This is a genomic window from Stenotrophomonas sp. YJH_SMC_105-26 (assembly GCF_059368915.1).
On record NZ_JCAFSD010000002.1, the window covers coordinates 380,427 to 405,658 of the forward strand.

At 67.4% G+C, this 25,232-nt stretch carries 20 protein-coding genes and 1 pseudogene; 14 read left to right on the forward strand and 7 right to left on the reverse strand.

The features are described from left to right. Positions 1–254 precede the first annotated feature (254 nt). From AC5P7F_RS08690 to AC5P7F_RS08715, 6 genes and pseudogenes are all read left to right on the forward strand, one after another. Positions 255–2,192 carry a DEAD/DEAH box helicase gene (locus tag AC5P7F_RS08690; RefSeq protein ID WP_046429684.1) on the forward strand — a complete coding sequence of 646 codons (1,938 nt, stop codon included), beginning with the start codon at positions 255–257 and terminating at the stop codon, positions 2,190–2,192. Between the two features lie 218 nt (positions 2,193–2,410). Further along, positions 2,411–4,806: pseudogene (locus AC5P7F_RS08695) on the forward strand (putative bifunctional diguanylate cyclase/phosphodiesterase). Positions 4,807–4,915: 109 nt separating this feature from the next. Next, positions 4,916–6,580, forward strand: coding sequence for a sensor domain-containing diguanylate cyclase (locus tag AC5P7F_RS08700; RefSeq protein ID WP_075075649.1), 1,665 nt, complete (start codon positions 4,916–4,918; stop codon positions 6,578–6,580). 34 nt (positions 6,581–6,614) lie between these two features. Further along, positions 6,615–7,337 (forward strand): pseudouridine synthase, encoded by a 723-nt coding sequence (locus AC5P7F_RS08705; protein ID WP_014646467.1) that lies wholly within the window; start codon positions 6,615–6,617, stop codon positions 7,335–7,337. Positions 7,338–7,454: 117 nt separating this feature from the next. Beyond that, a complete protein-coding gene (locus AC5P7F_RS08710; protein ID WP_164076969.1) occupies positions 7,455–8,525 on the forward strand; it encodes a diguanylate cyclase in 1,071 nt (356 codons plus the stop codon). Positions 8,526–8,667: 142 nt separating this feature from the next. After that, positions 8,668–9,828 (forward strand): AAA family ATPase, encoded by a 1,161-nt coding sequence (locus AC5P7F_RS08715; RefSeq protein ID WP_014646469.1) that lies wholly within the window; start codon positions 8,668–8,670, stop codon positions 9,826–9,828. A gap of 30 nt (positions 9,829–9,858) precedes the next feature. On the opposite strand, the gene AC5P7F_RS08720 is transcribed toward AC5P7F_RS08715, so the two are convergent. Beyond that, positions 9,859–10,806 (reverse strand): DMT family transporter, encoded by a 948-nt coding sequence (locus AC5P7F_RS08720; RefSeq protein ID WP_014646470.1) that lies wholly within the window; start codon positions 10,804–10,806, stop codon positions 9,859–9,861. Between the two features lie 79 nt (positions 10,807–10,885). Between AC5P7F_RS08720 and AC5P7F_RS08725 the strand changes: the two genes are divergently transcribed. Further along, positions 10,886–11,500: a Pr6Pr family membrane protein gene (locus AC5P7F_RS08725; RefSeq protein WP_164076967.1), complete on the forward strand. Its 615-nt coding sequence runs from the start codon at positions 10,886–10,888 to the stop codon at positions 11,498–11,500. Here AC5P7F_RS08725 and AC5P7F_RS08730 read toward each other — a convergent pair. Both AC5P7F_RS08730 and AC5P7F_RS08735 read right to left on the reverse strand, forming a co-directional pair. Next, positions 11,421–12,296, reverse strand: coding sequence for a DUF72 domain-containing protein (locus AC5P7F_RS08730; RefSeq protein ID WP_032956808.1), 876 nt, complete (start codon positions 12,294–12,296; stop codon positions 11,421–11,423). The genes AC5P7F_RS08725 and AC5P7F_RS08730 overlap by 80 nt on opposite strands. Further along, complete coding sequence (locus AC5P7F_RS08735; protein WP_014646472.1) at positions 12,293–12,736, reverse strand: VOC family protein; 444 nt, start codon at positions 12,734–12,736, stop codon at positions 12,293–12,295. Before AC5P7F_RS08735 ends, AC5P7F_RS08730 begins: the two co-directional genes overlap by 4 nt. Positions 12,737–12,846: 110 nt before the next feature. Between AC5P7F_RS08735 and AC5P7F_RS08740 the strand changes: the two genes are divergently transcribed. The 3 genes from AC5P7F_RS08740 (at position 12,847) to agp (ending at position 17,742) form a co-directional block, all read left to right on the forward strand. Further along, entirely contained in the window at positions 12,847–14,409 is a 1,563-nt protein-coding gene (locus AC5P7F_RS08740) for a serine hydrolase (protein WP_164076966.1), read from the forward strand. Between the two features lie 156 nt (positions 14,410–14,565). Next, positions 14,566–16,398 (forward strand): multidrug efflux ABC transporter SmrA, encoded by a 1,833-nt coding sequence (gene smrA / locus AC5P7F_RS08745; RefSeq protein WP_164076965.1) that lies wholly within the window; start codon positions 14,566–14,568, stop codon positions 16,396–16,398. Between the two features lie 120 nt (positions 16,399–16,518). Then, positions 16,519–17,742 (forward strand): bifunctional glucose-1-phosphatase/inositol phosphatase, encoded by a 1,224-nt coding sequence (agp, locus tag AC5P7F_RS08750; protein ID WP_164076964.1) that lies wholly within the window; start codon positions 16,519–16,521, stop codon positions 17,740–17,742. A gap of 9 nt (positions 17,743–17,751) precedes the next feature. On the opposite strand, the gene AC5P7F_RS08755 is transcribed toward agp, so the two are convergent. Then, positions 17,752–18,750 carry a polysaccharide lyase gene (locus AC5P7F_RS08755; protein ID WP_164076963.1) on the reverse strand — a complete coding sequence of 333 codons (999 nt, stop codon included), beginning with the start codon at positions 18,748–18,750 and terminating at the stop codon, positions 17,752–17,754. A gap of 211 nt (positions 18,751–18,961) precedes the next feature. Between AC5P7F_RS08755 and AC5P7F_RS08760 the strand changes: the two genes are divergently transcribed. Next, positions 18,962–19,198, forward strand: a complete 237-nt coding sequence (locus AC5P7F_RS08760; RefSeq protein ID WP_046429698.1) for a hypothetical protein — start codon at positions 18,962–18,964, stop codon at positions 19,196–19,198. Positions 19,199–19,287: 89 nt separating this feature from the next. Here AC5P7F_RS08760 and AC5P7F_RS08765 read toward each other — a convergent pair whose 3' ends face one another. Further along, positions 19,288–21,096: a DUF885 domain-containing protein gene (locus tag AC5P7F_RS08765; protein WP_032956825.1), complete on the reverse strand. Its 1,809-nt coding sequence runs from the start codon at positions 21,094–21,096 to the stop codon at positions 19,288–19,290. Between the two features lie 112 nt (positions 21,097–21,208). Between AC5P7F_RS08765 and AC5P7F_RS08770 the strand changes: the two genes are divergently transcribed. Both AC5P7F_RS08770 and AC5P7F_RS08775 read left to right on the forward strand, forming a co-directional pair. After that, positions 21,209–21,565: a GFA family protein gene (locus AC5P7F_RS08770; RefSeq protein WP_014646478.1), complete on the forward strand. Its 357-nt coding sequence runs from the start codon at positions 21,209–21,211 to the stop codon at positions 21,563–21,565. Next, positions 21,562–22,377 carry a DUF4349 domain-containing protein gene (locus AC5P7F_RS08775; RefSeq protein ID WP_032956827.1) on the forward strand — a complete coding sequence of 272 codons (816 nt, stop codon included), beginning with the start codon at positions 21,562–21,564 and terminating at the stop codon, positions 22,375–22,377. Before AC5P7F_RS08770 ends, AC5P7F_RS08775 begins: the two co-directional genes overlap by 4 nt. Positions 22,378–22,408: 31 nt before the next feature. Here the strand turns inward: AC5P7F_RS08775 and AC5P7F_RS08780 are convergent, their stop codons facing one another. Both AC5P7F_RS08780 and AC5P7F_RS08785 read right to left on the reverse strand, forming a co-directional pair. Continuing rightward, positions 22,409–22,702, reverse strand: coding sequence for a hypothetical protein (locus tag AC5P7F_RS08780; protein WP_005408721.1), 294 nt, complete (start codon positions 22,700–22,702; stop codon positions 22,409–22,411). 68 nt (positions 22,703–22,770) lie between these two features. Then, complete coding sequence (locus tag AC5P7F_RS08785) at positions 22,771–23,715, reverse strand: LysR substrate-binding domain-containing protein (RefSeq protein WP_014646480.1); 945 nt, start codon at positions 23,713–23,715, stop codon at positions 22,771–22,773. 115 nt (positions 23,716–23,830) lie between these two features. Here AC5P7F_RS08785 and AC5P7F_RS08790 point away from each other — a divergent pair, with 115 nt between their 5' ends. Then, positions 23,831–24,703, forward strand: a complete 873-nt coding sequence (locus AC5P7F_RS08790; RefSeq protein ID WP_164076962.1) for an EamA family transporter — start codon at positions 23,831–23,833, stop codon at positions 24,701–24,703. The last annotated feature ends 529 nt before the right edge of the window (positions 24,704–25,232 follow it).

Below are 25,232 nucleotides of genomic sequence, written 5' to 3' on the forward strand. Positions count from 1 at the left end.
CTGGGAAGAGGGCGCAGGCCAGCGGCCGGGCCGGGAAGAGGGCGCGTATTGTGCGCCAGCACGGGCCCGACGGCATCTGTGAGGAAAGCTGTATGCCTCGTTCAGCATCAATGCGGTATCATTCCGCTCTGAGCGAGTGAAATCTCCTCCGACCGAGCAGCGCCAGGGCACGCGATAAGAAGGGCGCCCAAAGCGCGGACCATCACCTTTTTTATCGCACTGCCAGGAAGACGGCAGTGCCTTCGGAGTTCCCCATGTCCCAAGATTCCCAAGCGCCGCTGCAGTTTGCGCAGCTCGGCCTGTCCGAGCCCGTGATGCAGGCCGTCACCGCCATCGGCTACGAAACCCCGTCGCCGATCCAGGCCGCCACCATCCCGGCGATGCTGGAAGGCCGCGACGTACTGGGCCAGGCCCAGACCGGTACCGGCAAGACCGCTGCCTTTGCACTGCCGGTACTGTCCAACATCGACCTGCAGCAGATCAAGCCCCAGGCCCTGATCCTGGCGCCGACCCGCGAGCTGGCCATCCAGGTTGCCGAGGCGTTCCAGTCCTATTCGTCGAAGATCCCCGGCTTCCGCGTGCTGCCGGTGTACGGCGGCCAGCCCTACGGCCAGCAGCTGTCGGCCCTGCGCCGCGGCGTGCATATCGTGGTCGGTACCCCCGGCCGCGTGATCGATCACCTGGACCGCAGCACCCTGGACCTGTCCGAGCTGAAGACGCTGGTGCTGGACGAAGCCGATGAAATGCTGCGCATGGGCTTCATCGACGACGTCGAAGCGGTGCTGAAGAAGCTGCCGGAGCAGCGCCAGGTGGCCCTGTTCTCGGCCACCATGCCGCCGCAGATCCGCCGCATCGCGCAGACCTACCTGCAGGACCCGGTGGAAGTGACCATCGCGGCCAAGACCACTACTTCGGCCAACATCCGCCAGCGTTACTGGTGGGTGAGCGGCATGCACAAGCTGGACGCGCTGACCCGCATCCTGGAAGTCGAGCCGTTCGACGCGATGATCATCTTCGCGCGGACCAAGGCCGGCACCGAAGAACTGGCCAGCAAGCTGCAGGCGCGTGGCCTGGCCGCTGCCGCCATCAACGGTGACATGCAGCAGGCCCAGCGTGAGCGGACCATCGCCATGCTGAAGGAAGGCAAGCTGGACATTCTGGTCGCCACCGACGTGGCCGCGCGCGGCCTGGACGTGGAGCGCATCAGCCACGTGCTGAACTACGACATCCCGTACGATACCGAAAGCTACGTGCACCGCATCGGCCGTACCGGTCGTGCCGGCCGCAGCGGCGAGGCGATCCTGTTCGCCACCCCGCGCGAGAAGGGCATGCTGCGCCAGATCGAGCGCGCCACCCGCCAGCCGATCGAAGAGATGCAGCTGCCGAGCGTGGAAGCGGTCAACGACACCCGCATCAACAAGTTCACCTCGCGCATCAGCGAAACCCTCGGCGCCGGTGGCCTGGACTTCTACCGCCAGCTGCTGGAGCGCTTCGAGAACGAGCAGAACGTGCCGGCCATCGAGATCGCTGCCGCGCTGGCCAAGCTGCTGCAGGGCGATACCCCGTTCCTGCTGCAGCCGCCGGTGCGTGCCCCGCGCGAAGAGCGCGCACCGCGCGAGCGCTTCGACCGTGGTGACCGCCCGGAACGTGGTGATCGCTTCGACCGCAACGAACGGGGTCCGCGCTTCGAACGTGGCCCACGCCGTGACGACGCCGAAGGTGGTTTTGAACAGCGTCCGCGCCGTGAGGTTCCGCCGCGTGGTGCACCGGAGCAGGGCATGGAGACCTACCGTATTTCGGTCGGTCACCAGCATGGCGTGAAGCCGGCCAACATCGTCGGCGCCATTGCCAACGAAGCCGGCCTGGAAAGCCGCTTCATCGGCCGCATCGACATCCACGACGACTTCTCGCTGCTGGACCTGCCGGCACAGATGCCGCCGGACGTGCTGTCGCACCTGCAGAAGGTCTGGGTGTCCGGCCAGCAGCTGCAGATGCGTGCGCTGGCTCCGGGTGAAGACACCAACCCGGCCCCGCGCCCGTTCAAGCCGCGCTTCGACAAGCGTGGCCCGGGCGGTCCGGGTGGCCCGCGTCGTGGCGGCCCGGGCGGCCATGGTGGCGACCGCGGCGGTGACCGCGACAGTCGCCCGCCGCGTCGTGACGGCTTCAAGCCGCGCGGCCCGCGCAGCTTCTAAGCCGCACCCGCAGCCGTCCACACCACCGCCAGCCCCCGGGCTGGCGGACAGAAAAAGGGGACGGAGGGGATTAAGTCGTATCTGGCTGGTCATGCGCCTGTGCCAAGAACGACTTAATCCCCTCCGTCCCCTTTTTCGCATGGCCCACACATTGCCGGTCCTAGGCTGAGCCGGTTCCTAAGGAGGTTGTCACCGCAGCACATTCGGGGGGATCCGGGATGGGTAGGAGTGGCACGGACCAACACAGCCGGCGGGTGCCGATGACCCGGGGGCTGGGACTGCGATTTGCGCTGTTGACCGGCATGGCGATCGGACTGGTCGCACTGTCCGCCCTGATCCAGGAACTGCAGGCGGCCTCTACTGCCTGGATCGCCGGCCAGGGCTACTGGTCGCGTGGCCAGCAGGATGCCACCGCCGCACTCAGTCGCTACCTGGCGCGTGGCGATGCCGAGGACCTGGACGACGCACGCCAGGCCCTGCAGGTGCCGTTGGGCGATCTGCAGGCGCGACTGGCGCTGGAACAGGCCGAACCGGACGAGGAGAAGGCCAGGCAGGGCTTCCTGCAGGGCGGCAATGCGCGTGCCGCTACGCGCGCGACATCGGTGCATTCCGCGAAGCGAGCGCGTTGTGGCGGCAGACCGATGGCGACCTGATGGCGCTGCAGCAACTGATCGATGAACTGCAGCTGCGGCACGACGGCAACCTGGTGCCCGTTGCCGCACGCGACCGCTACCTGCAGCAGCTGCGTGACCTGGACCAGCGGATGAAGGTGCAGAGCCAGGCGTTCTCGCAGGCGCTGCTGCGGATGGCGACGCTGGTGAGGCTGGCCACGTTGATGGTGGCGGGCCTGTCGGTGCTGGCGATCAGCCTGATGGCGGTCGCCCTGGCGCGCCGCGTCGGCAAGGACCTGACCGAACACGAGAGCCGTTTCCGCGCGGCGTTCTACCAGGCCAACGTCGGCATGCTCAAGCTCGATGCCGAAGGCAAGGTGATCGAGGCCAACCAGGCGATGGCCGATATCCTCGACCATCGTCGTGACATGCTGCTGCAGCTGTCGCTGGGCGACCTGCTGATGGACGGCGAGCTGGTCATCGATGGGGTGGGCCGCATCGATTGGGACCGCCAGCTGCGCCCGAGCGAACTGCGCTTCCGCCGTCGCGATGGCAGCCTTGTCTGGGGCCGCTGGAGCGGCACCGGCGTGCGCAGCACCGGCGGTGGCCTGTCGGTGTTCGCCATCATCGAAGACGTCAGCCAGAACCATGCACTGGCGCGCGAGATCGAGCACCACGCCAGCCACGACCCGCTGACCGGCCTGATCAATCGCCGCGAGATCGAACGGCTGCTGGAACGCGCGCTGCTGCAGGTGCGCAGCGAAGGTGGCACGCACGCGCTGTGCTACATCAACCTGGACCATTTCAAGCTGGTCAACGACAGCTTCGGTCACGCCGCCGGCGACCAGATGCTGCGCAGCTTCGCCGACTACCTGGTGGCGGCGGTGCGCGATGGCGACTGGGTGGGCCGGCTGGGCGCGGACGAGTTCGCCGTGTTCCTGGCCCATGCCGGGCAGGACGAGGCCAAGCGCGTGCTGCAGCGGGTAATCCGCAACCTGGGGCAGGCGACGTTCCCGGTCAGCGAAGGCAGCCCGCAGCTGAGCTGCAGCATCGGCGTGGTCGAGGTCAGCGCCGATGCGCCGGATGTGAACTGGCTGATGAGCGCCGCCGACAGCGCGTGCTATGCGGCCAAGCAGGCCGGCCGCAACCGCGTGCACTGCTTCAACGAGAACCGCATGGCGCTGGAGGAACGGCGCCAGGAAGCCGAGCGGCTGCAGGGCGTCAGCCTGGCCATGGCCGAAAACCGCATGGTGTTGTATGCGCAGCGCATCGCCCGCGTCGGCGATCCCTCCTACCTGCACTACGAGGTACTGGTGCGCATGCGTGGCAGCGATGGCAGCCTGCACCTGCCGGGCCAGTTCATGCCGGCGGTGGAGCGCTATGGCATGGCCGTGGCGCTGGACCGGCACGTGCTTGGCCTGCTGTTCCGGCACCTGCAGGTGTGCCCGGCACACGTGCGGCAGCTGGGCCTGTGCAACGTCAACGTTTCGGCGCAGTCGATCGCCGAGCCCGGCTTCCTCGCCTTCGTCTGCGACCTGCTGGAGCGCAACCGCGCGCTGGCCTCCAAGCTGTGCTTCGAGATCACCGAGACCGCTGCGATCAGCAACCTCAGCCAGGCGCGTGCCTTCATCGATGCAGTGAAGGCGCGTGGCTGCCGGATGGCGTTGGACGATTTCGGTTCCGGGCTGTCCTCGTTCGGCTACCTGCGCCAGCTGCCGGCCGACATCCTGAAAATCGACGGGGCCTTCGTGCGCGACATGGATACCGATCCGGTCAGTCATGCCACCGTGCGCGCGATCAGTGAACTGGGGCGCGAGCTGCAGATGGAGGTGGTGGCCGAATGGGTGGAGACTGCCGACGTCGCCGCCGCGCTGACCCGGCTTGGGGTGCAGGGCCTGCAGGGTTATGCGGTCGAGCGGCCGCAACCGCTGGAGCGGATGACCCTGGCCGACCTGCGGCCGGTGCGCCTGGTGGCGGTGAAAAGTCCGCCCGCCGCTGGCTGAACGCCCGTCGGCGACTTTGGTCTACACGTGGGCTGCAGCCGCGGCTGCGATAATGCCCGGCAGGGGCGACGCGCAGTGGGCGCGGGCGTAAGCAGGAACAGGACGTGGCGTGGGCGGCAGGCAGGGGCAGTACGGAACGGGAGCGGTGCTGGTCGTGCTGCTGGTGTGGTTGGCAATGCCGTGGCCGCTGTCGGCGGCCGTAGCCGAAGCCGGGCGTGACTACCTGCTGGTCGGTGCGGCGACCGATGAACCCACCCCGCATCGCGCATGCACGCCGGAGATGCTGGCGGGGCCACGGCAACAGGTGCAGGTGTCCGCGCCAGCGGGCGGCTGGTCGGGCCAGCCGCAGGCACTGGACGTGTTCAATGTGTTCGCGGGCGAAGTCCGCGTGCAGCATGGGGATCGCGAAATCTGCGGCAACATGCACGATGCCCGTACCCGTGATTCCCGGTTCCGCGCAGGCATCGGCCTGGTCGCGGTGCCGCCGGCGGGCAGCCATGAACCGTTCCTGGTGTCATGGCAGACGCCGCTGAAGGCGCGCTGGGTACCGACCCTGCGGCTGGGCGCGCCCAGTCCCGTGCAGCAGAACGATACCGCCCGCCTGCTGGTGCGCGCGGCCTGCATTGCCGTGGCAATCGCACTGGCGTTGTCGGCCCTGATGGCCTTCCTTACCACCCGCGACCGCAGTTTCCTGGTCTACATCGCCGGTACCACCGTGCTGGTGCTGTGGCAGGCCATTCTCGGAGGGCTGAGCGGCTACCCCGAGCCATGGCTGCCGGTGGGTGAGCGCAGCGCGTGGTGGCTGCTGTCGTTGACCGCTGCATCCCAGGCGCTGGTGCTGCCCGCGTTGTGGCGACTGAACGGCGGCGACCGCCTGCTGCCGCGATCGCGCCCGATGCAGCTGCTGGCGCTGTGGGGATTGCTGGCGCTGGCCGCGTGGGTGCCCTGGCTGCAGCGGGACAGCCTGGCCTGGGTGGCGCAGGGCCTGCAGGTGTCCTACCTGCTGGGCTGCGGCCTGGCATTGATGGCCGGGGTGTGGGCATGGCTGCGCGGCGACCGCTGGGCGCAGGCGGGGTTGGCGGCGCTGGCACCGATGCTGGTGTTGATCCTGGCCGACGCCTGCCGCGCTGCGTGGTTGCTGGAGTACCGCGTGGAGGCACTGCAACTGTCGGTGACCTGGCTGCTGATGATGGCTGCCTATGCGCTGAACCAGCGGCTGGGCCGCCTGCGCCAGCAGCGCGATGAACTTCGCCAGCTGGCCGAGACCGATGGCCTGACCGGGCTGCCCAACCGCCGTGCCGGGCTGCAGCAGCTGGCACGGCACCTGGAACGGGTCGATCGCGAGCGCGGCCCGCTGGTGATCGGTTTCCTCGATATCGACCTGTTCAAGGACATCAATGACCGCCATGGCCACGCCGTGGGTGACCAGGTACTGGTGGCGGTGGCACGTGCATTGCGTGCCGCGGTCCGCAGCCAGGACCAGGTGGTGCGGATGGGGGGCGAAGAGTTCCTGCTGCTGATGCCGGGCATGCCGCGCGAGGCGGCATCGGCGCGCCTGGATCGCCTGCGCCAGCACCTCACCGAGGCGGCCCGGGCGCTGCAGGTGCCCGGCCTGGAGGTCACCGCCAGCATCGGCCTGGCGCAGTGGCGGCCGGGCGAGGACGATCTCGCCGCGCTGCTGCGCCGGGCCGACCACGCCATGTACGTGGCCAAGCGTGCCGGCCGCAACCGGGTATTCGACGGCGAAGAACTCGATCCGCCGCCCCCGGCATGAAGCGCAGCGGGCGGGGATGCCGGATAATAGGGCGATGACCACCCGACTCAACAAACATATCGCCGACACCGGCTTCTGCTCCCGCCGCGAGGCCGATCGCCTGATCGCCGCCCGCCGGGTCACCGTCAACGGCCATCCGGCCGGCACCGGCGCGGTGGTGGGCGAGGAAGACCAGGTGCTGGTCGACGGCCAGCCGCTGCGCGCGCGCGTGGCCCGCAAGCCCGGTGCCCGCCGCCATGTCTACATCGCGCTGAACAAGCCGGTCGGCGTCACCTGCACGACCGAGACCTCGGTCAAGGGCAACATCGTCGACTTCGTCGGCCATGAACAGCGCATCTTCCCGATCGGCCGCCTGGACAAGGAGTCCGAAGGCCTGATCCTGATGACCAGCAACGGCGACATCGTCAATCAGATCCTGCGCGCCGAGAATGGCCACCAGAAGGAGTACCTGGTGGCGGTGAACAAGCCGGTCACCGACGAGTTCCTGCGTGGCATGGCCCGTGGCGTTCGCATCCACGACCAGATGACGCTGCCGTGCAAGACCTCGCGCATCGCCAAGTTCGGTTTCCGCATCACCCTGCAGCAGGGCCTGAACCGACAGATCCGCCTGATGGCGGCCGAGTTCGGCTATCGGGTGACCCAGTTGCGTCGCGTGCGCATCGACAACATCAAGATCGGTGCGCTGAAGCCGGGCCAGTGGCGCAACCTGACCGAGCAGGAGCTGCAGGGCCTGCTGCCGAGGCAGCTGGACTGGTAAACGGCTTCTGTAGAGCCGAGCCCATGCTCGGCTGCTCTTTTGTCCGGGTGCAGCCGAGCATGGGCTCGGCTCTACATCAGCTAGACTTCGCGGTGACCTGCCGGAACGTGACGCTGCATGATCAAGCCCGACAAGCCTGCCAATGAAGCCCTTCGGCTTGAGGCGCTGTACCGCTACCGTATCCTCGATTCGGAGCGTGAAAAATCCTTCGACGACCTGGTGGTGATCGCCAAGGCGGTCTGCGGCACCTCGATGGCGGCGGTGACCCTGATCGACGTCGAGCGGCAATGGTTCAAGTCGATCCAGGGCATCGATGCGGCAGAAAACCTGCGCAGCGAATCGATGTGCGGCCACGCGATCCTGCAACCGCAGCAGGTCATGGTGGTCGAGGACGCGCTGCAGGACATCCGCTTCCACGACAATCCGGTGGTGGTGGGCGATCCGCACATCCGCTTCTATGCGGGCGCGCCGCTGATCAGCTCCGATGGCCTGCCGCTGGGCACGCTGTGCGTATTCGATGCGCAGCCACAGCACCTGGCCAGCGACAAGGCCGAAGCGCTGGCGGCGCTGTCGCGGCAGGTGATGCTGGTGATGGAACTGCGCCGCTTCGCGCTCGACATCCAGAAACACATGCTGGAGCGCGATGACTACGAGCGACTGCTGTCTGAGTACCAGGACGTACTGCTCGCGCAGAATGCCGACCTGGCCGAACAGAGCCGCACCGACGCCTTGACCGGCCTGCCGAACCGCCGTGCGATGGCGGCAGCGCTGGAAGAGGCGGTGGCGGTGAACGGAGACCAGCCCGGGGGGGCCTGCGTCGCGCTGCTGGACATCGACCATTTCAAGCACATCAATGATTTCCAGGGTCACGCCACCGGTGACCGCGTGCTGGCCGAACTGGGCGTGCTGCTGCGTTCGCATTTCGCCGGTCGCGGCATGGCCGCGCGCTATGGCGGCGAGGAATTCGTGGCGGTGATGCCGGCTACCGACCTGCGCACCGCCGAACTGCAGTGCGAGTTCCTGCGCCTGGCCGTGGCTGATCTGCCGCTGGGATTCCCGGTCACGATCAGTATTGGAGTGGCCCAGCACCAGCCCGGTGAAAGCGTGGATGACACGCTGGCACGTGCCGACAAGGCGCTGTACCGGGCCAAGGGCAATGGCCGCAACCGGGTGGAAGTGGCCGGCTGAAGCATCTGCCACCCGCGCGGTAAACGGATGCCGCTCAAGTAGATCAACGCGACGCGTGGATGCTGTCACCGATTCACATCGCGTCGCAGCTCCTGCGATCAGAACCGGGCAGCATGATCCCCTGGTTCCCCGGACGCCGACCATGCTGCAGACCCTGGCCATCGCCCACTATCGTTCGCTGCACGGGCTCGTACTGCCGTTGCAGCAGTTGAATGTGGTGACCGGTGACAACGGCAGTGGCAAGTCCAGCCTGTACCGTGCCCTGCGCCTGCTGGCCGAGACCGCGCAGGGCGGCGTCGCGGCGGTGCTGGCCCGCGAAGGCGGGCTGGGCTCGGCGCTGTGGGCGGGTCCGGAAAAGATGGACCGTCGGGTTGCTGCCGGCGAAATCCCCCTGCAGGGCGGCCCACGCCAGGAATCGGTGGGATTGAAGCTGGGCTTCGCCACTGACGAATTCGGCTACGCCATCGATCTGGGCTACCCGCCGCCCAGTCGATCGGCCTTCGCACTGGACCCGCAGATCAAGGCCGAGGCGATCTGGGCCGGCCCGTTCCTGCGCAGCGCCAACCTGCTGGTCGATCGTCGCGGGGCGATGGTGCGGCAGCGCCATGCGCGCGGCTGGGATCTCGTGGATGACCGGTTGTCGCTGTTCGACAGCCTGTTCACCCAGGTCGGCGATCCGCAGCGCCTGCCGGAAACCATCGCCCTGCGCGAGTACATCCGGCGTTGGCGCTTCTACGATCATTTCCGCAGTGATGCCGATGCCCCGGCGCGGCAACCGGCGATGGCCACGCGCACGCCGGTGCTGCATCACGACGGCCGGGATCTGGCGGCGGCCTGGGTCACCATCCTCGAGATCGGTGACCCGGTGGCGTTGGCACGCAGCGTCGACGATGCGTTCCCGGGCGCCACGGTCGGCTTCGAGGAGCTGGATGGACGCTTGGCGCTGCGTTTCCACCAGCCTGGGCTGCTGCGGCCCTTGTCGATGGCCGAACTGTCCGACGGCACGCTGCGCTTCCTGCTGCTGGCCGCTGCGCTGCACACGCCGCGTCCACCGCCGCTGCTGGTGCTCAACGAGCCGGAGACCAGCCTGCATCCGGACCTGCTGCCGGCGCTGGCGCGGCTGATCATCGCAGCCAGTGCGCGCAGCCAGGTATGGGTGGTGTCGCACGCCAGCCGGCTGATCGCGGCGCTGGAACAGGCGCCAGGGTGCCATTCGCTGCATCTGTACAAGGAACAGGGCCGCACGCTGTTGAGCGGGCAGGGCCTGCTGGATGCACCTGCATGGCACTGGCCGCAGCGTTGATACGGGCATCCACGTCATGCGTGGATGCACTCAATCGGCGATGTTGCGCGCCTCGGCCGTGCCAAGAATCTCCGGATGCTGCACCGGCTTGCGGCGGTTCAGCAGCGGATGCAGGAACACGGCGCCTACGATGATCGCCACGCCGAGGTAGAACCACGGGGTGACTTCGTGCTGCTCGCGCAGCAGCACCACCGCCAGCACCACCGCATAGACCGGCTCCAGGTTGGTCACCAGCTGCACCGTGTAGGCGCTCAGGTGGCGCAGTGCGACCAGGGCCAGGGCAAACGGCAGCAGCGTGCAGAACCCGGCCAGCACCAGCAGCAGGATGCCGTCGTGCAGGTCCGGGACCACCCACAACGGGCTGGCCAGCGCAGGCAGCAGGTAGGGCATCAGCGGCGCCAGCAGGGTCAGGGTGAGGGTGCCCGCACCCAGCTCCAGCGCGGTGACCGTGAGCGGATCGGCGTGGCTGACCATGCGCTTGTTGAGCGAGCCGAACACTGCCACCAGCAGCGCCGAGATCGCGCCGATCAGCACACCCAGGCGCATGCCGTCGGGCACGCCACCGACCACCAGCGCGACACCCGGCAGCACCGCCAGGCCGAACGCCAGTTCACGCAGCTGGAATGGCCGCTTGGCCACCCACGGTTCGATGATCGAGGTGAACACCGGCGCCAGCGCGATGCAGGTGGCGGCCACCGACGCATTGGCCAGCTTTACCGCGCCGTAGAACGTCAGCCAGTGCAGGGCGACCAGGGCGCCGATGCCGGCATAACCGGCCACCAGCCGCACTGGCAGCGTACGCAGTCCACGCCAGACCCGCGGCAGCAGCGCCAGCATCGCCGTCACCAGCAGCATGCGCCACCACACCAGCGGCAGTGCGGGCAGGGTGATCAGCTTGCCGAGGATGGCGGTGACGCCCCACAGCAGGACACAGAAGTGAATCTGCCACAACGCTTTGCGGGTGTCGGGTGTGCTCATCCGCCTATTGTGCGGCAATCGCACGGCCGCCGGCGATGCCTGTGGCATGCTCGCGGAAACTCGCCAGGGGAACCCCGCAATGGCTGCCAACCGTTCCGCCCAGCGTGCATGGGCAGCGCTGACTGCACTGATGGCGGCCACCTCGTTGCTGCTGCAATACCTGTTGCTGCTGCATGGCCCCGGGGCGGCTGCCGGGGTCGGCATGGCGACGCTGCGCTTCGTTGGTTACTTCACGATTCTCAGCAACCTGGCGGTGTGCCTGGGATGCGTCCGGCTGATCCGTGCGGGTGTGCTGAACGCGACTGTCGCCGCGGCGATCGCGTTGTGCATCGGGGTGACCGCGTGCATCTACGTGCTGGCGTTGCAGGGGCTCTGGCAACCCACCGGGCTGCAATGGTGGGTCGATGCCGGCCTGCACTACGCTGTGCCGGCGCTGTACCTGCTGGGGTGGTGGTGGCTGCTGCCGCATGGCGCGCTGCGCTGGCGCGCACTGGGCGGGGTGCTGCTGGTACCGCTGGTGTACCTGGGCTGGGCGATGCTGGTGGCCGAAGTGACAGGACAGGCGCCGTATCCGTTCCTCGAACTGCAACGCCTGGGGCTGGCGGCGTTCCTGCTCAACGTGCTGCGCGTTGCGAGCGTGTTCGTGGTGGGGTGGACCCTGCTGTGGGAGCTGGACCGCTGGCGCTGTCGATGAGGCGCTGCAGGGCCATCGCTGCCGCCGGGTTGCGCGCTTTGCCTGCGCCGATGCACAGCAGGTAGACCTCGCGCGGGGCCTCCGCAGCGGGCCCGGCCAGGCAGGGCAGGTCATCCACGGGTTCACCGCGTGACCAGCGGCGTGCGCGTTCGGCCCAGCGTTGCTGCACGGGCGCCGGCAGGCCCTCGTTCAAGCGGGCCTGGCTGCGCTTGATCCGCGCATAGACGAAGCCGGCACTGACATCACCGTGCAATGGCGCCTCGTCGCTGTCCTCGATCACCAGCGCCACGCCATGGCGGCGGGCGGCGTCGACCAGTGCCGGGCCATGTGCCTCGGCGTTGCGGACCTCCAGCGCATGCTGCAGCGGCACCCCGTCCAGCTGCTTAGGCAGCTGTGCCATCAGCGCCTCCAGTGCATCGGCGTCGGCCGGGTGGCGCGGATCGAACTGCCACAGCAATGGGCCGAGCCGGTCACCGAGCGCCAGTGCCGCCTGCAGGAACGGTGTGGCCGCTTCCACGGTGCTGGACAGGTCGCGTCGCTGCACCAGGTAGCGCGGCGCCTTCATCGAGAAGCGGAAACCGTCGGGTGTCTGCGCAGCCCATTGCGCGCACTGGGCCGCAGTTGGCGTGCGGTAGAACGTGCCGTTGATCTCGATGCAGCGCAGGGCGCGGCTGGCGTGGGCCAGTTCTTCCCGCTGCGGCAGGCCTGCTGGATAGAACACACCGCCGCGCCATTCGGGAAACACCCAGCCGCCGATGCCGCAGCGGATCTCTGCCTGCCGGCCGGCCGTGGTCACTGGCCGTGGTCCGTGCGCCACGGGTCGTAGCTGCCGAACCACCACAGGTAGCCTTCCGGGTCGGCGCAGGCGTAGCCGCGTCCGCCATAGTCCTGGTCGGCGATGTCGATGACGATGCGGGCACCGGCGGCCTTGGCCCGCGCGTAGTGCGCATCGGCATCGGTGACGATCACGCAGGCGCTCTGGGTCTGGCGTCCGCCGACCTCGTCAGGCAGGGCAGCGTGTTTGCTCCACGCACTCTGGTTGCTGGCCGAGCCCAGCATGATCATGCCGCTGCCGAAGGTGAGCTGCGCATGGAAGACCGTATCGCCATCGGCGTAGACGGCCTGGGCATGGAAGCCGAAGGCGCGCTGCAGCCAGTCGATGGCGGCCTGCGCGTCGCGATAGCGCAGGCACGGAATGATCGTGGAGCCGCTGCTGGGTTGGCCGTTCTCGCCCATGACACCCCTCCTATGGCACAGGGCAGGATGCGCCGCCGGACGTTACCATCCCGCGAAACCCCGGTGACGGCCTGCACATGGCCGCCACCCCTGTTCGGAGATCGTGCTGGATGAAACCCTGGATCGGAGGAGCCGTGCTGCTGGCGTGCACGACCATGGCGAGCGCGGCGACCCCGCCGCCGCTGCAGGACCTGGATGCGACCGTCGAGCGCGTGCGCGCGCAGTTCGACGTGCCCGGCATTGCCGTAGCGGTGGTCAAGGATGGCGAGGTGGTGCTGGAGCGCGGCTGGGGCGTGCGCGAGCAGGGCAAGCCGGAACCGGTGCAGGCCGATACGCTGTTTGCCATTGCGTCCAACACCAAGGCGTTCACGGCCACCTCGCTGAACCTGCTGGCGGAAGAGGGCAAGTTGAAGATGGACGACAAGGTGATCGACCACCTGCCGTCGTTCCGCATGTCTGACCCGTTCGTGACCGGGCAGATGACGATCCGCGACCTGCTGTCGCATCGCAGCGGCCTGAGCCTGGGCGCCGGTGACCTGCTGTTCTGGCCAACCACGTCCTACAGCAACGCCGAAGTGGTGGAACGGCTGGGCAAGGTGCCGCTGAAGGGGGGATTCCGCGAAAGCTATGCCTACGACAACATCCTGTACGCGGTCGCCCAGCAGGTGATCGAGCACGTCTCGGGCGTGAGCTACCAGCAGTTCCTGCAGACCCGCATCTTCGACAAGGTGGGCATGGCCGGCACGCGCTACAACGCCGACCACCTGAAGCCGGGTGACACGGCGGCGGTCGGCCACGCCAAGTACGATTTCAAGGACCTGCGCACCGTCGCACCGCTGACCTGGTCGAACAATGCCGGCGCCGGTGGCATTTATTCCAGTGCGCACGACATGGCGCGCTGGATGCAGGTGCAGCTGGCCGAAGGCAAGCTGGCCGACGGCACTGCGCTGTTCAGCGAAAAGAGCCAGCAGCAGATGTGGCGGATGATCACCCCGCAGTCGATCCCGGCGCCGAGCGTGCCGGAGCTGGCACCGGCACGGGCCAACTTTGCCGGCTATGGCGAAGGCTGGAGCCTGAGTGACTATCGCGGCCGGAAACTGGTCTGGCACACCGGTGGCTGGCCGGGCATGGTCTCGCGCTTGACCCTGGTGCCGGGCGAGAAGCTGGGCGTGGTGGTGCTGACCAACCAGGAAGTGGGCGCGGCGTTCAACGCGATCACCCTGAGCGTGCTTGATGCCTATCTGGGCGGCGACAAGCACGACTGGGTGGACGCCTATGCCAAGGCCGTGGCCAAGGGCCAGGACAAGGCCGACGAGGCCTGGGCCAAGCATCAGAGCGCGCGCGACAAGGGCAGCAGGCCGTCGCTGCCGCTGGCCGGCTACATCGGCACGTTCCGCGACCGCTGGTATGGCGACATGCAGGTCAGTGCCGCAGGCAAGGGCCTGCGCCTGCGCTTCATGAAGACCGCGCAGCTGAGCGGCCGCCTGGAGCACTGGCAGCACGACACCTTCATCGTGCGCTGGGATGACCGCTCGCTCAACGCCGATGCGTTCGTGAACTTCAGCCTGGACCCGGACGGCAAGGTGCGCGAGGTGCGCATGCAGTCGATCTCCGACCTGACTGATTTCAGCTTCGATTTCCAGGACCTGCTGTTCACCCCGGTCAACGAATGAAGGTAGTGCCGGCCGCTGGCCGGCAACCTCATGATCTTCCGAAATGCCGCAAGGGTGCCGGCCAGCGGCCGGCACTACCGGAGCGGCGGCGATCATCGGCTGGCGTACACATCCGGCGTGGGATACTTCGCCGCTTGCAAGAGGCGAGGGAGTGCGATGTTCCGTTGGTTTGAATCCCTGATCCCGGTGTTCCCGCCCGTGGATGGGCGCATGCCACCGCGCAAGGTGCTGCCGTTCTACCTGCACTACCTGCGCCCGGTGTGGCCGGTGCTGCTGGCGACCCTGATCGCCGGCCTGCTGCTGGCGCTGGTGGAAGTGGCGATGTTCGATTACCTGGGCCGCATCGTCGACATGGTCGCCGAGCAACCGGGGGCCGATTTCTTCAAGCACCATGCCAATGAACTGGGCTGGATGCTGTTCATCACGGTCATCGCGCGGCCGATCCTGGTCGGCCTGCACAACCTGCTGGTCAACCAGGCGATCGTGCCCGGCCTGAGCAACCGCTCGCGCTGGCTGATGCACAACTACGTGGTGCGGCAGAGCCTGAGCTTCTTCCAGAATGACTTCGCCGGCAGCGTCGCCAACCGGGTGATGCAGACCGGTACCTCGCTGCGCGAGTCGGCGGTGCAGATGGTCGACTCGCTCTGGTACATCGTGGTCTACACCGGCACCGCGCTGTACCTGTTCGCGCAGGCGGACTGGCGGCTGATGGTGCCGCTGGTCCTGTGGCTGCTGGCCTATGCGGTGATCATGGTCTACTTCGTGCCGCGCGCGAAGGAACGGGCCTGGATCGCGTCCGAAGCGCGTTCCAAGGCGATGGGCCGCATCGTCGATGGCTACACCAACATTCCCACGTTGAAGCTGTTCGCCCATGGCGGGCGCGAGCAGGCCTATGTGGCCGAATCGATCCAGGAACTGGCGGTCAAGCACCGCGCGCAGACCCGGGTGACCACCGGCATGGACCTGACCATCGCCATCGTCAACGGTTTCCTGATTGCCGGTACCTGCGGGCTCGCGCTGTGGTTGTGGAATGGCGGCCACATCACCGTCGGTGCGATCACGCTGGCGACCGGCCTGGTGATCCGCATCCACAACATGTCCGGCTGGATCATGTGGACCATCAATGGCATCTTCGAGGACATCGGTACGGTGCAGGACGGCATCACCACCATCGCCCAGCCGCTGACCGTGCAGGACCGCGAGGACGCGGTGCCGTTGCAGGTGACCCGCGGTGGCGTGCACTTCCAGGACATCCACTTCCACTACGGCAAGAAGGGCGGCGTGATCGCAGGCCTGGACCTGGTGGTGAAGCCGGGCGAGAAGATCGGCCTGGTGGGTCCTTCCGGTGCCGGCAAGTCGACCCTGGTCAACGTGCTGCTGCGCCTGTACGACCTGGAAAGCGGCCGCATCCTGATCGACGACCAGGACATTGCCTACGTCACTCAGGAAAGCCTGCGCCAGCAGATCGGCGTGGTCACCCAGGACACCTCGCTGCTGCATCGCTCGATCCGCGACAACCTGCTGTACGGCCGTCCGGACGCGACCGATGAGCAGTTGCGCGCTGCGGTGGCCAAGGCGCGTGCCGAAGCCTTCATCGACACGCTGGTGGATGGGCAGGGGCGTCGTGGTTACGACGCACATGTCGGCGAGCGTGGCGTGAAGCTGTCAGGTGGCCAGCGCCAGCGCATCGCCATTGCCCGCGTGCTGCTGAAGGACGCACCGATCCTGGTGCTGGACGAAGCGACCTCGGCGCTGGACTCGGAAGTGGAAGCGGCGATCCAGGACAGCCTGGATGAGCTGATGGGCGGCAAGACGGTGATCGCGATCGCGCACCGGCTGTCGACCATCGCACGCATGGACCGGCTGGTGGTGATGGACCAGGGCCGCATCGTCGAGACCGGCAGCCACGCCGAACTGATCGCCGCCGGTGGTCTGTACGCGCGCTTGTGGGCGCGACAGACCGGTGGTTTTGTGGCCGCCGATCAATGATTGCTTTCGGGGTCGGAGCCTTCTCTGCGAGCAGGATCCGACCCTGGCCACGTATGCCTTGGGGTCGGATCCCTTTCCGCAGGAAAGGGCTCTGACCCCAACGTGTTTCCGGAGACCTGCATGATCCGATGCCTGCGCCCGCTGCTGCTGGCACTTGGCTTGGCCACAACGGCCGCAGCCGCGGCACCGACACCGGTGCAAGGCGACCAGCTCGAGCAGGTCGTCCTGCTCAGCCGCCACAACCTGCGCGCGCCGGTGGTGGCGTCGGGCGCCCTGGCCCATGCCACGCCGGAGCGCTGGCCACGCTGGGACGTAGGCCCCGGCGAGCTGACCACCAAGGGCGGCGTGCTGGAAGTCTACATGGGGCGCTACATCGGCCAGTGGCTGCGCCAGGCGCAATTGTTGCCGGCGTCGGGTTGCCCGCAGCCGGCTGACTTCCACGCCCATGCCAACAGCCTGCAGCGTACCCAGGCCACCGCGCAGTTCTTCATTGCCGGTGCGTTTCCGGGCTGCCATGTTGCGGTCGAACAGCGCATGGCGCTGGGGACGATGGATCCGCTGTTCGACCCGGTGATCCACAACGATGACGCGGCATTCCGCAAGCGCGCGCTGGCGGCAATGCAGCAGGCGCTGACAGCATCGGATCTCGCACCGGCACTGTCCGTGGTGGAGGAAATCACCCGTTACCCGCAGTCGGCGGCCTGTACGGGGCGCAGCGACTGTCATCTGGTGCTGGGCGACACGACCTTCAATGCGGAGCCGGGCAAGGAGCCACGCGCTTCGGGTTCACTGGCACTGGCCAGCGGTCTGGTCGATGCCCTGCTGATGGAGCATTACCAGGGAAGTGGCGTTCCGCGCGAAGGTTGGGGCCGCTTGAACACGGAAGGCCAATGGATGGCGTTGGCGCAGATCCGCAACCGCTACCAGGACATCCTGTTCGGAACACCCGCGGTGGCGCGTGACGTGGCCGCTCCGCTGTTGGCGCGCGTGGATGCGTCGTTCGGTGATCCGGCGTCGCCGAAGGTGATCCTGCTGGTCGGCCATGATTCCAATATCGGTTCGGTGCTGGCGGCGATAGGAATCGGTGACTACAGCCTGCCAGGCCAGTTCGAGAAGACGCCGATCGGTGGCCTGCTGCAGTTCGAGCGTTGGCGTGACCGCCAAGGCGGTGGCGAGCGTTTCCGCCTGGCCTACGTCTATCCGACCACCGCGCAGCTGCGCGATGCCGTGCCGCTGACCGAGGCGCAGCCGCCGGGACGCGTCGCACTGCCCTTGCCGGGCTGTGACCGGCAGGGCTGCAGCCGTGCGCAGTTCCAGCAGCTGCTACAGCGGACCCGTCGCTGAAACAAGGGGCTATCGCAGCGGCGTGCGCACGATGCCCTGCGCAGCCATCAACGTAAGGTCGCCGCCCAGCCGTGGGGAACGGAACGGTCCGCGTGCATGCGCGGCATCGAACGGGCCGCCATCGGGTGAGCGCAAGCGGTAGAACTCGACCCAGCCGCTGGCCTGCAGGGGCAGCTGTGCAACGCCGGTGTGTTCGTTGAACCATGCAGGGTCCTTGCTGCCTTCGATGACGCGGCGGGCAAGACGGTCAATGGCGTGATCCCTGCTGGCGTACCAGTCCTGGCCGCGCAGCCGTGCCAGCTCGGCCATCATCACCAGCGGCGCCAATGCGTAGTCGTGGTAGTGCAGGGCGCGTTGCCCGCGCGCCATCTCCAGCGGCAGGCTGCCATCGTCCTGGATGTCATCGACGCCCTTCTGGAAGGCGGCGTGGCCGGCTTGCCACAGGGCATCGTCGTCGGTGGCCAGTCCGGTGGCCAGCACGCCCAGACCGCCCCAGTAGTAGTGGTTGTTGCGGCGCCGTTTCGGATTGTTCCAGTACACCAGGTTGGCCCGGGCCAGCCTCTGCAACCACGGATCGATGCGCGCGCGCTGCCGGGCATCTGCCTGGTCGTGCACCTTCAGGTAGGCCATCGCTACCGCATCGAGCATCCACTGCCGCATGTAGAACGACTGGTTGTTGTTGACCCGGATCATCTGCCCGAGCATGGCGCCGTCGTCGGCCCACGCACCCAGCCAGGCCAGTGTGCATTGCGCCGCCGCCCGGTCACCGGTGCGCAGGTAGTCATCGCTCATGCGCGCCACGTCGGCGGCATAGCGGTCCAGCGGCGCAGTGGCGTCCTTGTTCTGCTGGCGAAGTGCCGGGTCGATCACCGAACCAGCCTTGTCGGTGTAGTAGCCCAGGGCACGGATGTCGGGCTGTCCCGCCGGTGGCGGCGGGCAGGCAGCGTAGGCAGGAGTGCTGGCCAACAGCGCGGGCAGCAGCGCAAGACGCAAGAGGGGGAGAGACATGGACGCCGGCGGAAGGGGGAACCTGGCGAAAGATGCGCCCGGAGTTGTTCGCCAGGTGTGAGGTCACGCACGCCCGATGTGCAACGGTTCAGGACCGGAGCGGCTCCAACGTGGCGGGAAGGATGCGTTGCCCTGTAGGCGACGCGTGCCCTTCTGGGCTGCGGGGTTGCGATGTAGTCTGCGGGTGATTCACCTACTCTGGAGATCGACCATGAAAATCACGGACTTTCTGGTAATGGATCACTATGGCGACCAGATCGACGCCGATCCCCATGGCAACAACATTGCATTCTGCTGTTTCGACTGCGGGCATCCCATACTGGCCGTCGCGCTGGAGAACCAACGTGGGTTTGATGAAGTGCATCCGGCGGCATGCCGGGGCTGCAAGGTGAAGTACTTTCTTGATATCCGCAGCAATGCCGGGAAGCTGTACATACACCGGATGTGAGGCCGTCGGGCGCTTCAAACGAGAACGGCCCGGGAAGCCCGGGCCGTGAGGTGCTGCCAGAGCCGCGGGGCATTCAGCCCCGCAGCCGATCACTCGATCGGCTGGTCCAGCATCAGCTGGCGTGCGAAACGCACCGGCGGTGCGCCGTAGGACAGTACCTGGTCGTGGTACGCCTTCAGGTTGAACTTGTCGCCCAGCTTTTCCTGCACCGCCTTGCGGGTGTCGAAGTGTTCCTGCGCACCCACGAAGTAGGTCGGCAGCTGCGCCGAGGTCAGCTGCGCGCGCACCCACTTGCCGGCCGCTTCGCTTTCCTGCTGGAACGCGTCGTGGGTCATCAGGTGCATCGCCTTCTCGCGATCCCAGTTGTCCACGTGCACGCCCTGGTCGAGGATCGCGTTGGAGATCGTGCGCAGGTAGAACTTCAGCTGCACCAGGTGGAACAGCGGGTCGTTGTCGAGGTAGCCCTGCTCCTGCATCATGCGCTCGGTGTAGACCGCCCAGCCTTCGGCGAACAGGCCCGAACGCAGCACCGCACGCAGGGTGGAGGGGAACTTGGCCGAATGCCAGCCCTCCAGGTAATGGCCCGGGGTGCCTTCGTGGATGCTCAGCAGGTGGATCATGCGCGAGTTGTATTCACGCAGGAACGAGTCGACCTGCTTCTCGTTCCAGTCGTCCGGAATCGGCGACACGGCGTAGAAGGTCTTCAGGTTCTTGTCCAGCGGGCCCGGAGAATCGCAGTAGGCCACGGCCACGCCACGCTGGAATTCCGGCATCAGGATGATGTCCACCGGCGCATCGGGCAGGGTCACCAGGTCGTGCTCGCGCACGAACGCGGTGGACTGCTCCAGCGCGGCCTTGGCATCATCGACCACCTTGTCGCGCGCCGGCTTGTCGGCGTAGGCCAGTTCCAGTGCGGCCTCGATCGCCTTCTGCTGCTGCTCGTCGGTCGGCTGGGCCGGCATCTCCGGCGCACCCGGCTTGTCCTTCAGTACGGTCTGCGCGATGCCGTACATGTCCTCGCGCACGCGCTTGAGTTCGGCGCGTGCACGCTCACCGATCTCCTGGCGCGACAGCGAGGAGCTCAGCGCGAACTTCAGCTTCTGGTCGTACTTTTCCGCACCAATGCGGAAGTCGCCCTTGGCGTTCGGCACCAGGGTCTTGTCCAGCCAGGTCTGCTGCTCGTCCACGGCCTTCTTCAGGCCGTCGATGGCGGCCTGCAGGCGCTGCTGGTCGGCCTGCGGCAGTTCGCCGATGTGCGGGGTGATGAAGGTATCGACGATGCTGAGGATGCCCTTGTTCTGCTTGGCCACCGTCTCGGCATGGATCTTCGGAACGCGGGCCGGATCCAGGTTCTCGCGTGCCTGGGCGAAGATCGCCGGCAGCTTTTCCATGCGCGCGGTCGCCGACTTCAGGCGTTCCGGCAGCGGTGCGAACTCCCGGGCCATCAGGCCATAGATCGCGCTGCCGGCGATGCCGTTGTACAGCTGCGGGTCCCACTTGCCGGACTGGAGCACTTCGGCGTTCCAGATTTCCGACTGCAGCTGGTTGCGCAGGATCGCCGCGTCCACCTGGTTCTCGCGGCCCAGCTTGGCCACCTCGATCTTGTCCAGCTCGCCCAGCAGCGCCTTGTAGGCGGCCACGGTCTTCTGCTGGCCGGCGGCGCTCAGGTCGTCCAGTTCGCTGTCGTAGCGGTGGTCACCGATCTGGGTGGCGCTGACCGGCGACAGCTGCATCCAGGTGTCCAGGGCGCGCTTGGACAGATCGGCGAAGGCGGCATCGACCGCCGCGTCACCGGCCTGCTGGCTGGTGGCCGGGGTGGAAGCGTTGGTCGGGGCGTCGGCAGGCTGGCAACCGGCCAGCGCAGCGACCAGGGCGAGGGCAAGAAGATGCGGGCGCATCGGCATTCCTGTACGGGGTCAAACCCTGAGCATAGGGCCCCGTCGCTGCTTTGTCCCCGTGCCATAGGATTACCATGGGCGGTTTCAAGGACCCTCCAAAGGAGCGCAGGACATGGAATACCAGGGAAGCTGCCATTGCGGCAGGATCGCATTCACCGTACAGGCCGAGGCGCCGATCAGCGACGTCATCGACTGCAACTGCTCGATGTGCCGCCGTCGCGGCAGCCTGCTGTGGTTCGCCCCGCGCGAGGCGTTCCAGCTGGCCACCGATCCGGCTGACGTTGCCACCTACCACTTCAACAAGGCGCATATCGACCACCACCACTGCCGCCAATGCGGTATCGCCCCCTACAGCGAAGCGATCGATCCGCGTACCGGCACACCGATGGTGGCGGTGAACGTTCGCTGCGTGCCGCAGGTGGATCTGGCCGGTCTTTCGGTGACCTCCTACAACGGAGCCGCGCTGTGAGGCCGCTGTGCGCGTGGACGCGCACGCTGGCAGTGCCGGTGCTGCTGTTGGCACTGGCAGCCTGCGCCAAGAACGGTGAGCGCGCTGCAGAGGCGGGCGCGACCGCGGCCGATGCCGCTGTTGCTTCGCCGGAAGGCGCATTCCTGGCCTACGAACATGACGTGCAGGTGCAGCTGGAGGCGGCGCAGATCGCACCGCGCATCCAGCAGATCGCCCAGGCCTGCCAGAGCGCGAAGTTCGGCGACTGTGCAGTGTTGCAGGTCGACCAGCGCGGCGGCGAGCAGCCCAGCGGTGAAGTGAAGGTGCGCATCGCGCCGAAGGGCACCGAGCCGCTGATCGCGATGGCCGGTGAGGGCGGCACGCTGCAGTCGCGCAACACGCGCGCGGAGGACCTCGCGCAGGAAGTAGCGGACACCGCGCTGACCAAGTCCCGGCTGGAGAAGGAACACGCGCGGCTGTTGTCCTACCAGGACCGCAAGGACCTGAAGATCGAGGACCTGATGGCGATCACCACGCGGCTGTCGGAGATCGAAGCAGGCGTCGAGCAGGCCAACAAGGATGCCGCACAGCAGCGTCGGCGCATCGATACCCAGCTGGTGACGATCCACTTCGACACCACCTCGGGCCAGCGCAGCCGCAGCGAGATCGGCGAGGCGCTGAGCGAGTCGGGCAGCATCCTCAGCGGCAGCATTGCGTTCCTGATCCGCGCCGTCGCCGCGTTGCTGCCGGTGGGTGTGCTGGCCCTGGTCGTGGCCTGGGGTGTGCGGGCGTGGTGGCGTCGCCGCCGTCGCACGCTGCCGCCCACCCGCTGAGGTGACGGCTGATGCCGGCAGGGAGCCGGCGTCAGCCCTCGTCGGTCTCGTACTCGACGAACACATCCAGCTCCAGCGCAAGTTCCTGCACCGCGTCGCGCACCTTCTGCGCGGTGCTTTCATTGCCGACTTCCACTTCCAGCTCGTGGATGCCCGGGCCGATGTCATCGGACAGCCCCGCCGAACTGGAATCGTCGTCGTCCATGTGCGGCATCAGGTCGTCGGTTTCCTCGACATGTTCGATGCCCTCCAGGCCGAGCAGCAGGTCGCTGATGGCGCGGGCGTCGTCTTCGGTTCCGGTGATGCGCAGTCGCAGCATGGCCATGGCGTAGGTACGTTGTGGAGTTGCCTGCAGCCTAGCCAGCGCCGGGCAAAGAACGGGTGAGGGCGCAGTCAGGCGCGTGTGGCCGGGCGTCCGAGCAGGCTGTCCGGCAATGCGGGAATCGGCGTGCGTTCGTCCTGCGCCTGCTCCAGCAACCAGTCGATGAACAGGCGTGCGGCCGGGCTCGGCGGTTGTCCTTCGGCGTGCACCACGTGATACGCATAGCGCGCCTTCAGCGCCGGGCCGGGCAGGCGTACCACCTCGTAGCGCTGCAGGTAGGGCTGCGCGATGTGGGTACGTGCCAGCACCGCGCCCATGCCGTACACCGCTGCACGCATCGCATCGGTGCTGTCGGCGAAGGTGTGCATCGGCGGCAGCGGCGAGGGCGGGCGCACGCCGGCATGACGGAACCAGTCGCGCCAGCCCTGCGGCGACAGGTCGGTCAGCAGCGGCAGGTCGGCGATGCGCGCCGGATCGACCAGTGCTTCGACCCCGGCCAGCGCCGGCGAGGCCACCGGGAACAGGTAGTCGTCCATCAGGTGCTGCGCACGCAGGCCCGGCCACTGGCCCAGACCGTAGCGGATGCCGACTTCCGGCCCATTGTCGTCGTAGCGATCCAGGCCGCTGCCGGTGTGCAGCTCGATGCGGATGTGCGGATGGGCCTGGGTGAAGCGCGGCAGCCGTGGCAGCAGCCAGCAGTAGGAGAGCGAGCGCAGCGTGGTGATCCGCAACGGCACGCTGTCGGCATCCGGCTGCAGGTGATGGGCGACGGCCGCGACATCGGTGAAGGCGGCGCTGGCGGCGTCGGCCAGTTGCCGGCCCTCGGCGGTCAGGCGCACGCCGCGGGCGTGGCGCAGGAACAGGCGTACTTCCAGCACTTCTTCCAGCCGGCGCACATGGTGGCTGACCGCGCTGGCGGTCAGGTGCAGCTCCTGCGCGGCCTGGGCGAAGTTCTGATGGCGCGCGGCGACCGCGAACACGGCCAGTGCGGGGAGCAGGGAAGGGCGTAGCTGCATGTCGAGCCTCAAACCATATTTGTGGCTGGCAGCGATACTACGCGCTTGTGCGGCAGGCGTCTGCGCCCGATCCTGTCTGCCTTGACGAGGAATTGACGATGGACGGAGGCGAGGCATGAATGCGGTCCCACAGGCAGCCGAGCGCGACTGGCGCACACCGCTGGAGTTGACCCTGCTGGGCGCCATCTGGGGCTGCTCGTTCCTGTTCATGCGGGTGGCGGTGCCGTCGTTCGGCCCGTTCGCGCTGGTCGAGGTGCGGCTGGTGCTGGGCGCGCTGGTGCTGCTGCCGTTCCTGTGGCGTGCCCGCGCGCAGTTCCCACCGCGGCGCTGGCTGTGGCTGGCACCGATCGGGCTGATCAACTCGGCGCTGCCGTTCGTGCTGTTCGCCTACGCGGCCGAGCGAGCCCCTGCGGCGATCGGCGCCATCTGCAATGCGATGACCGTGCTGTTCGCCGCGCTGATCGCCTTCCTGTTCTTCGGTGAAAAGATCGGCATGCGCCGCGCGGGCGCGTTGCTGGTCGGCTTCGCCGGCGTGGTGGTACTGGCCACGGCCAAAGTCTCGGGCCTGAGCATCGGCACTGCAGTGCTGGCTGGTGCCGCGGCTTCGTTGCTGTACGGCCTGGGCGTGAACCTGGTGAAGCGGCACATGACCGGCCTGCCTTCGGCGGCGGCCGCTGCTGCAACGCTGTCGTGTGCCTCGCTGTGGATGTTGCCGATGGCGGTGACCCACTGGCCGCAGGCGGCGATTCCGCTGAAGGCGTGGGGCGCGGCGATTGCCTTGGGCGTGGCCTGCACCGGGATGGCGTTCCTGATGTTCTACCGCCTGATCGGTCGTATCGGCCCGTCGCGGGCGTCGACGGTGACCTACCTGATTCCGCTGTTCGGCGCGGCGTTTGCGTGGTTGTTCCTGGGTGAGCCGGTGACGGTGCAGATGTTGATTGCCGGTGTGTTGATTCTGGGGAGCGTGGCGGTGAGTCAGAAGGGCTGAGCGCGCCGACGCACTGGTAGTGCCGGGCGCTGCCCGGCAGCTCTTTTCCACGCCTGCGGAGAGGTGTCACTTTCTTTGCTCGTGCAAAGAAAGTAACCAAAGAAACACGCCGCCAGGCCGCGAGCCGGTGCTGCGCACCGGTGCCCTGCGCTCCTCGGCCCGTCGAGGGACGGCGCGGGAACTCGCTGCGCTCAGACACCCGCGCCTCTTCGCCCTCGCCAGACCTGCGGTGCTCGGCTCGCTCAAGGCGGACTGGAAGGTCAAGATCAACAGCAAAAGCATCCACGCATTGCGTGGATCTTCTGGATGCAGCTGTGGCCTTTGAACTGGGTCCGCCTTGAGCGACCCGAGCATCGCAGGGGAATCAGGGGCGAAGAGGTGCCGATGTCCTGTAGAGCCGACTGCTAGTCGGCTGCCTTGTGCACACCGTCCCCTGATTCACCGAGAAGCGCAGGGGACCGATGTGCGAAACACGGCGGCTCGCGACCTGGCGGCGCGTTTCTTTTGGTTACTTTTCTTTGCGTACAAA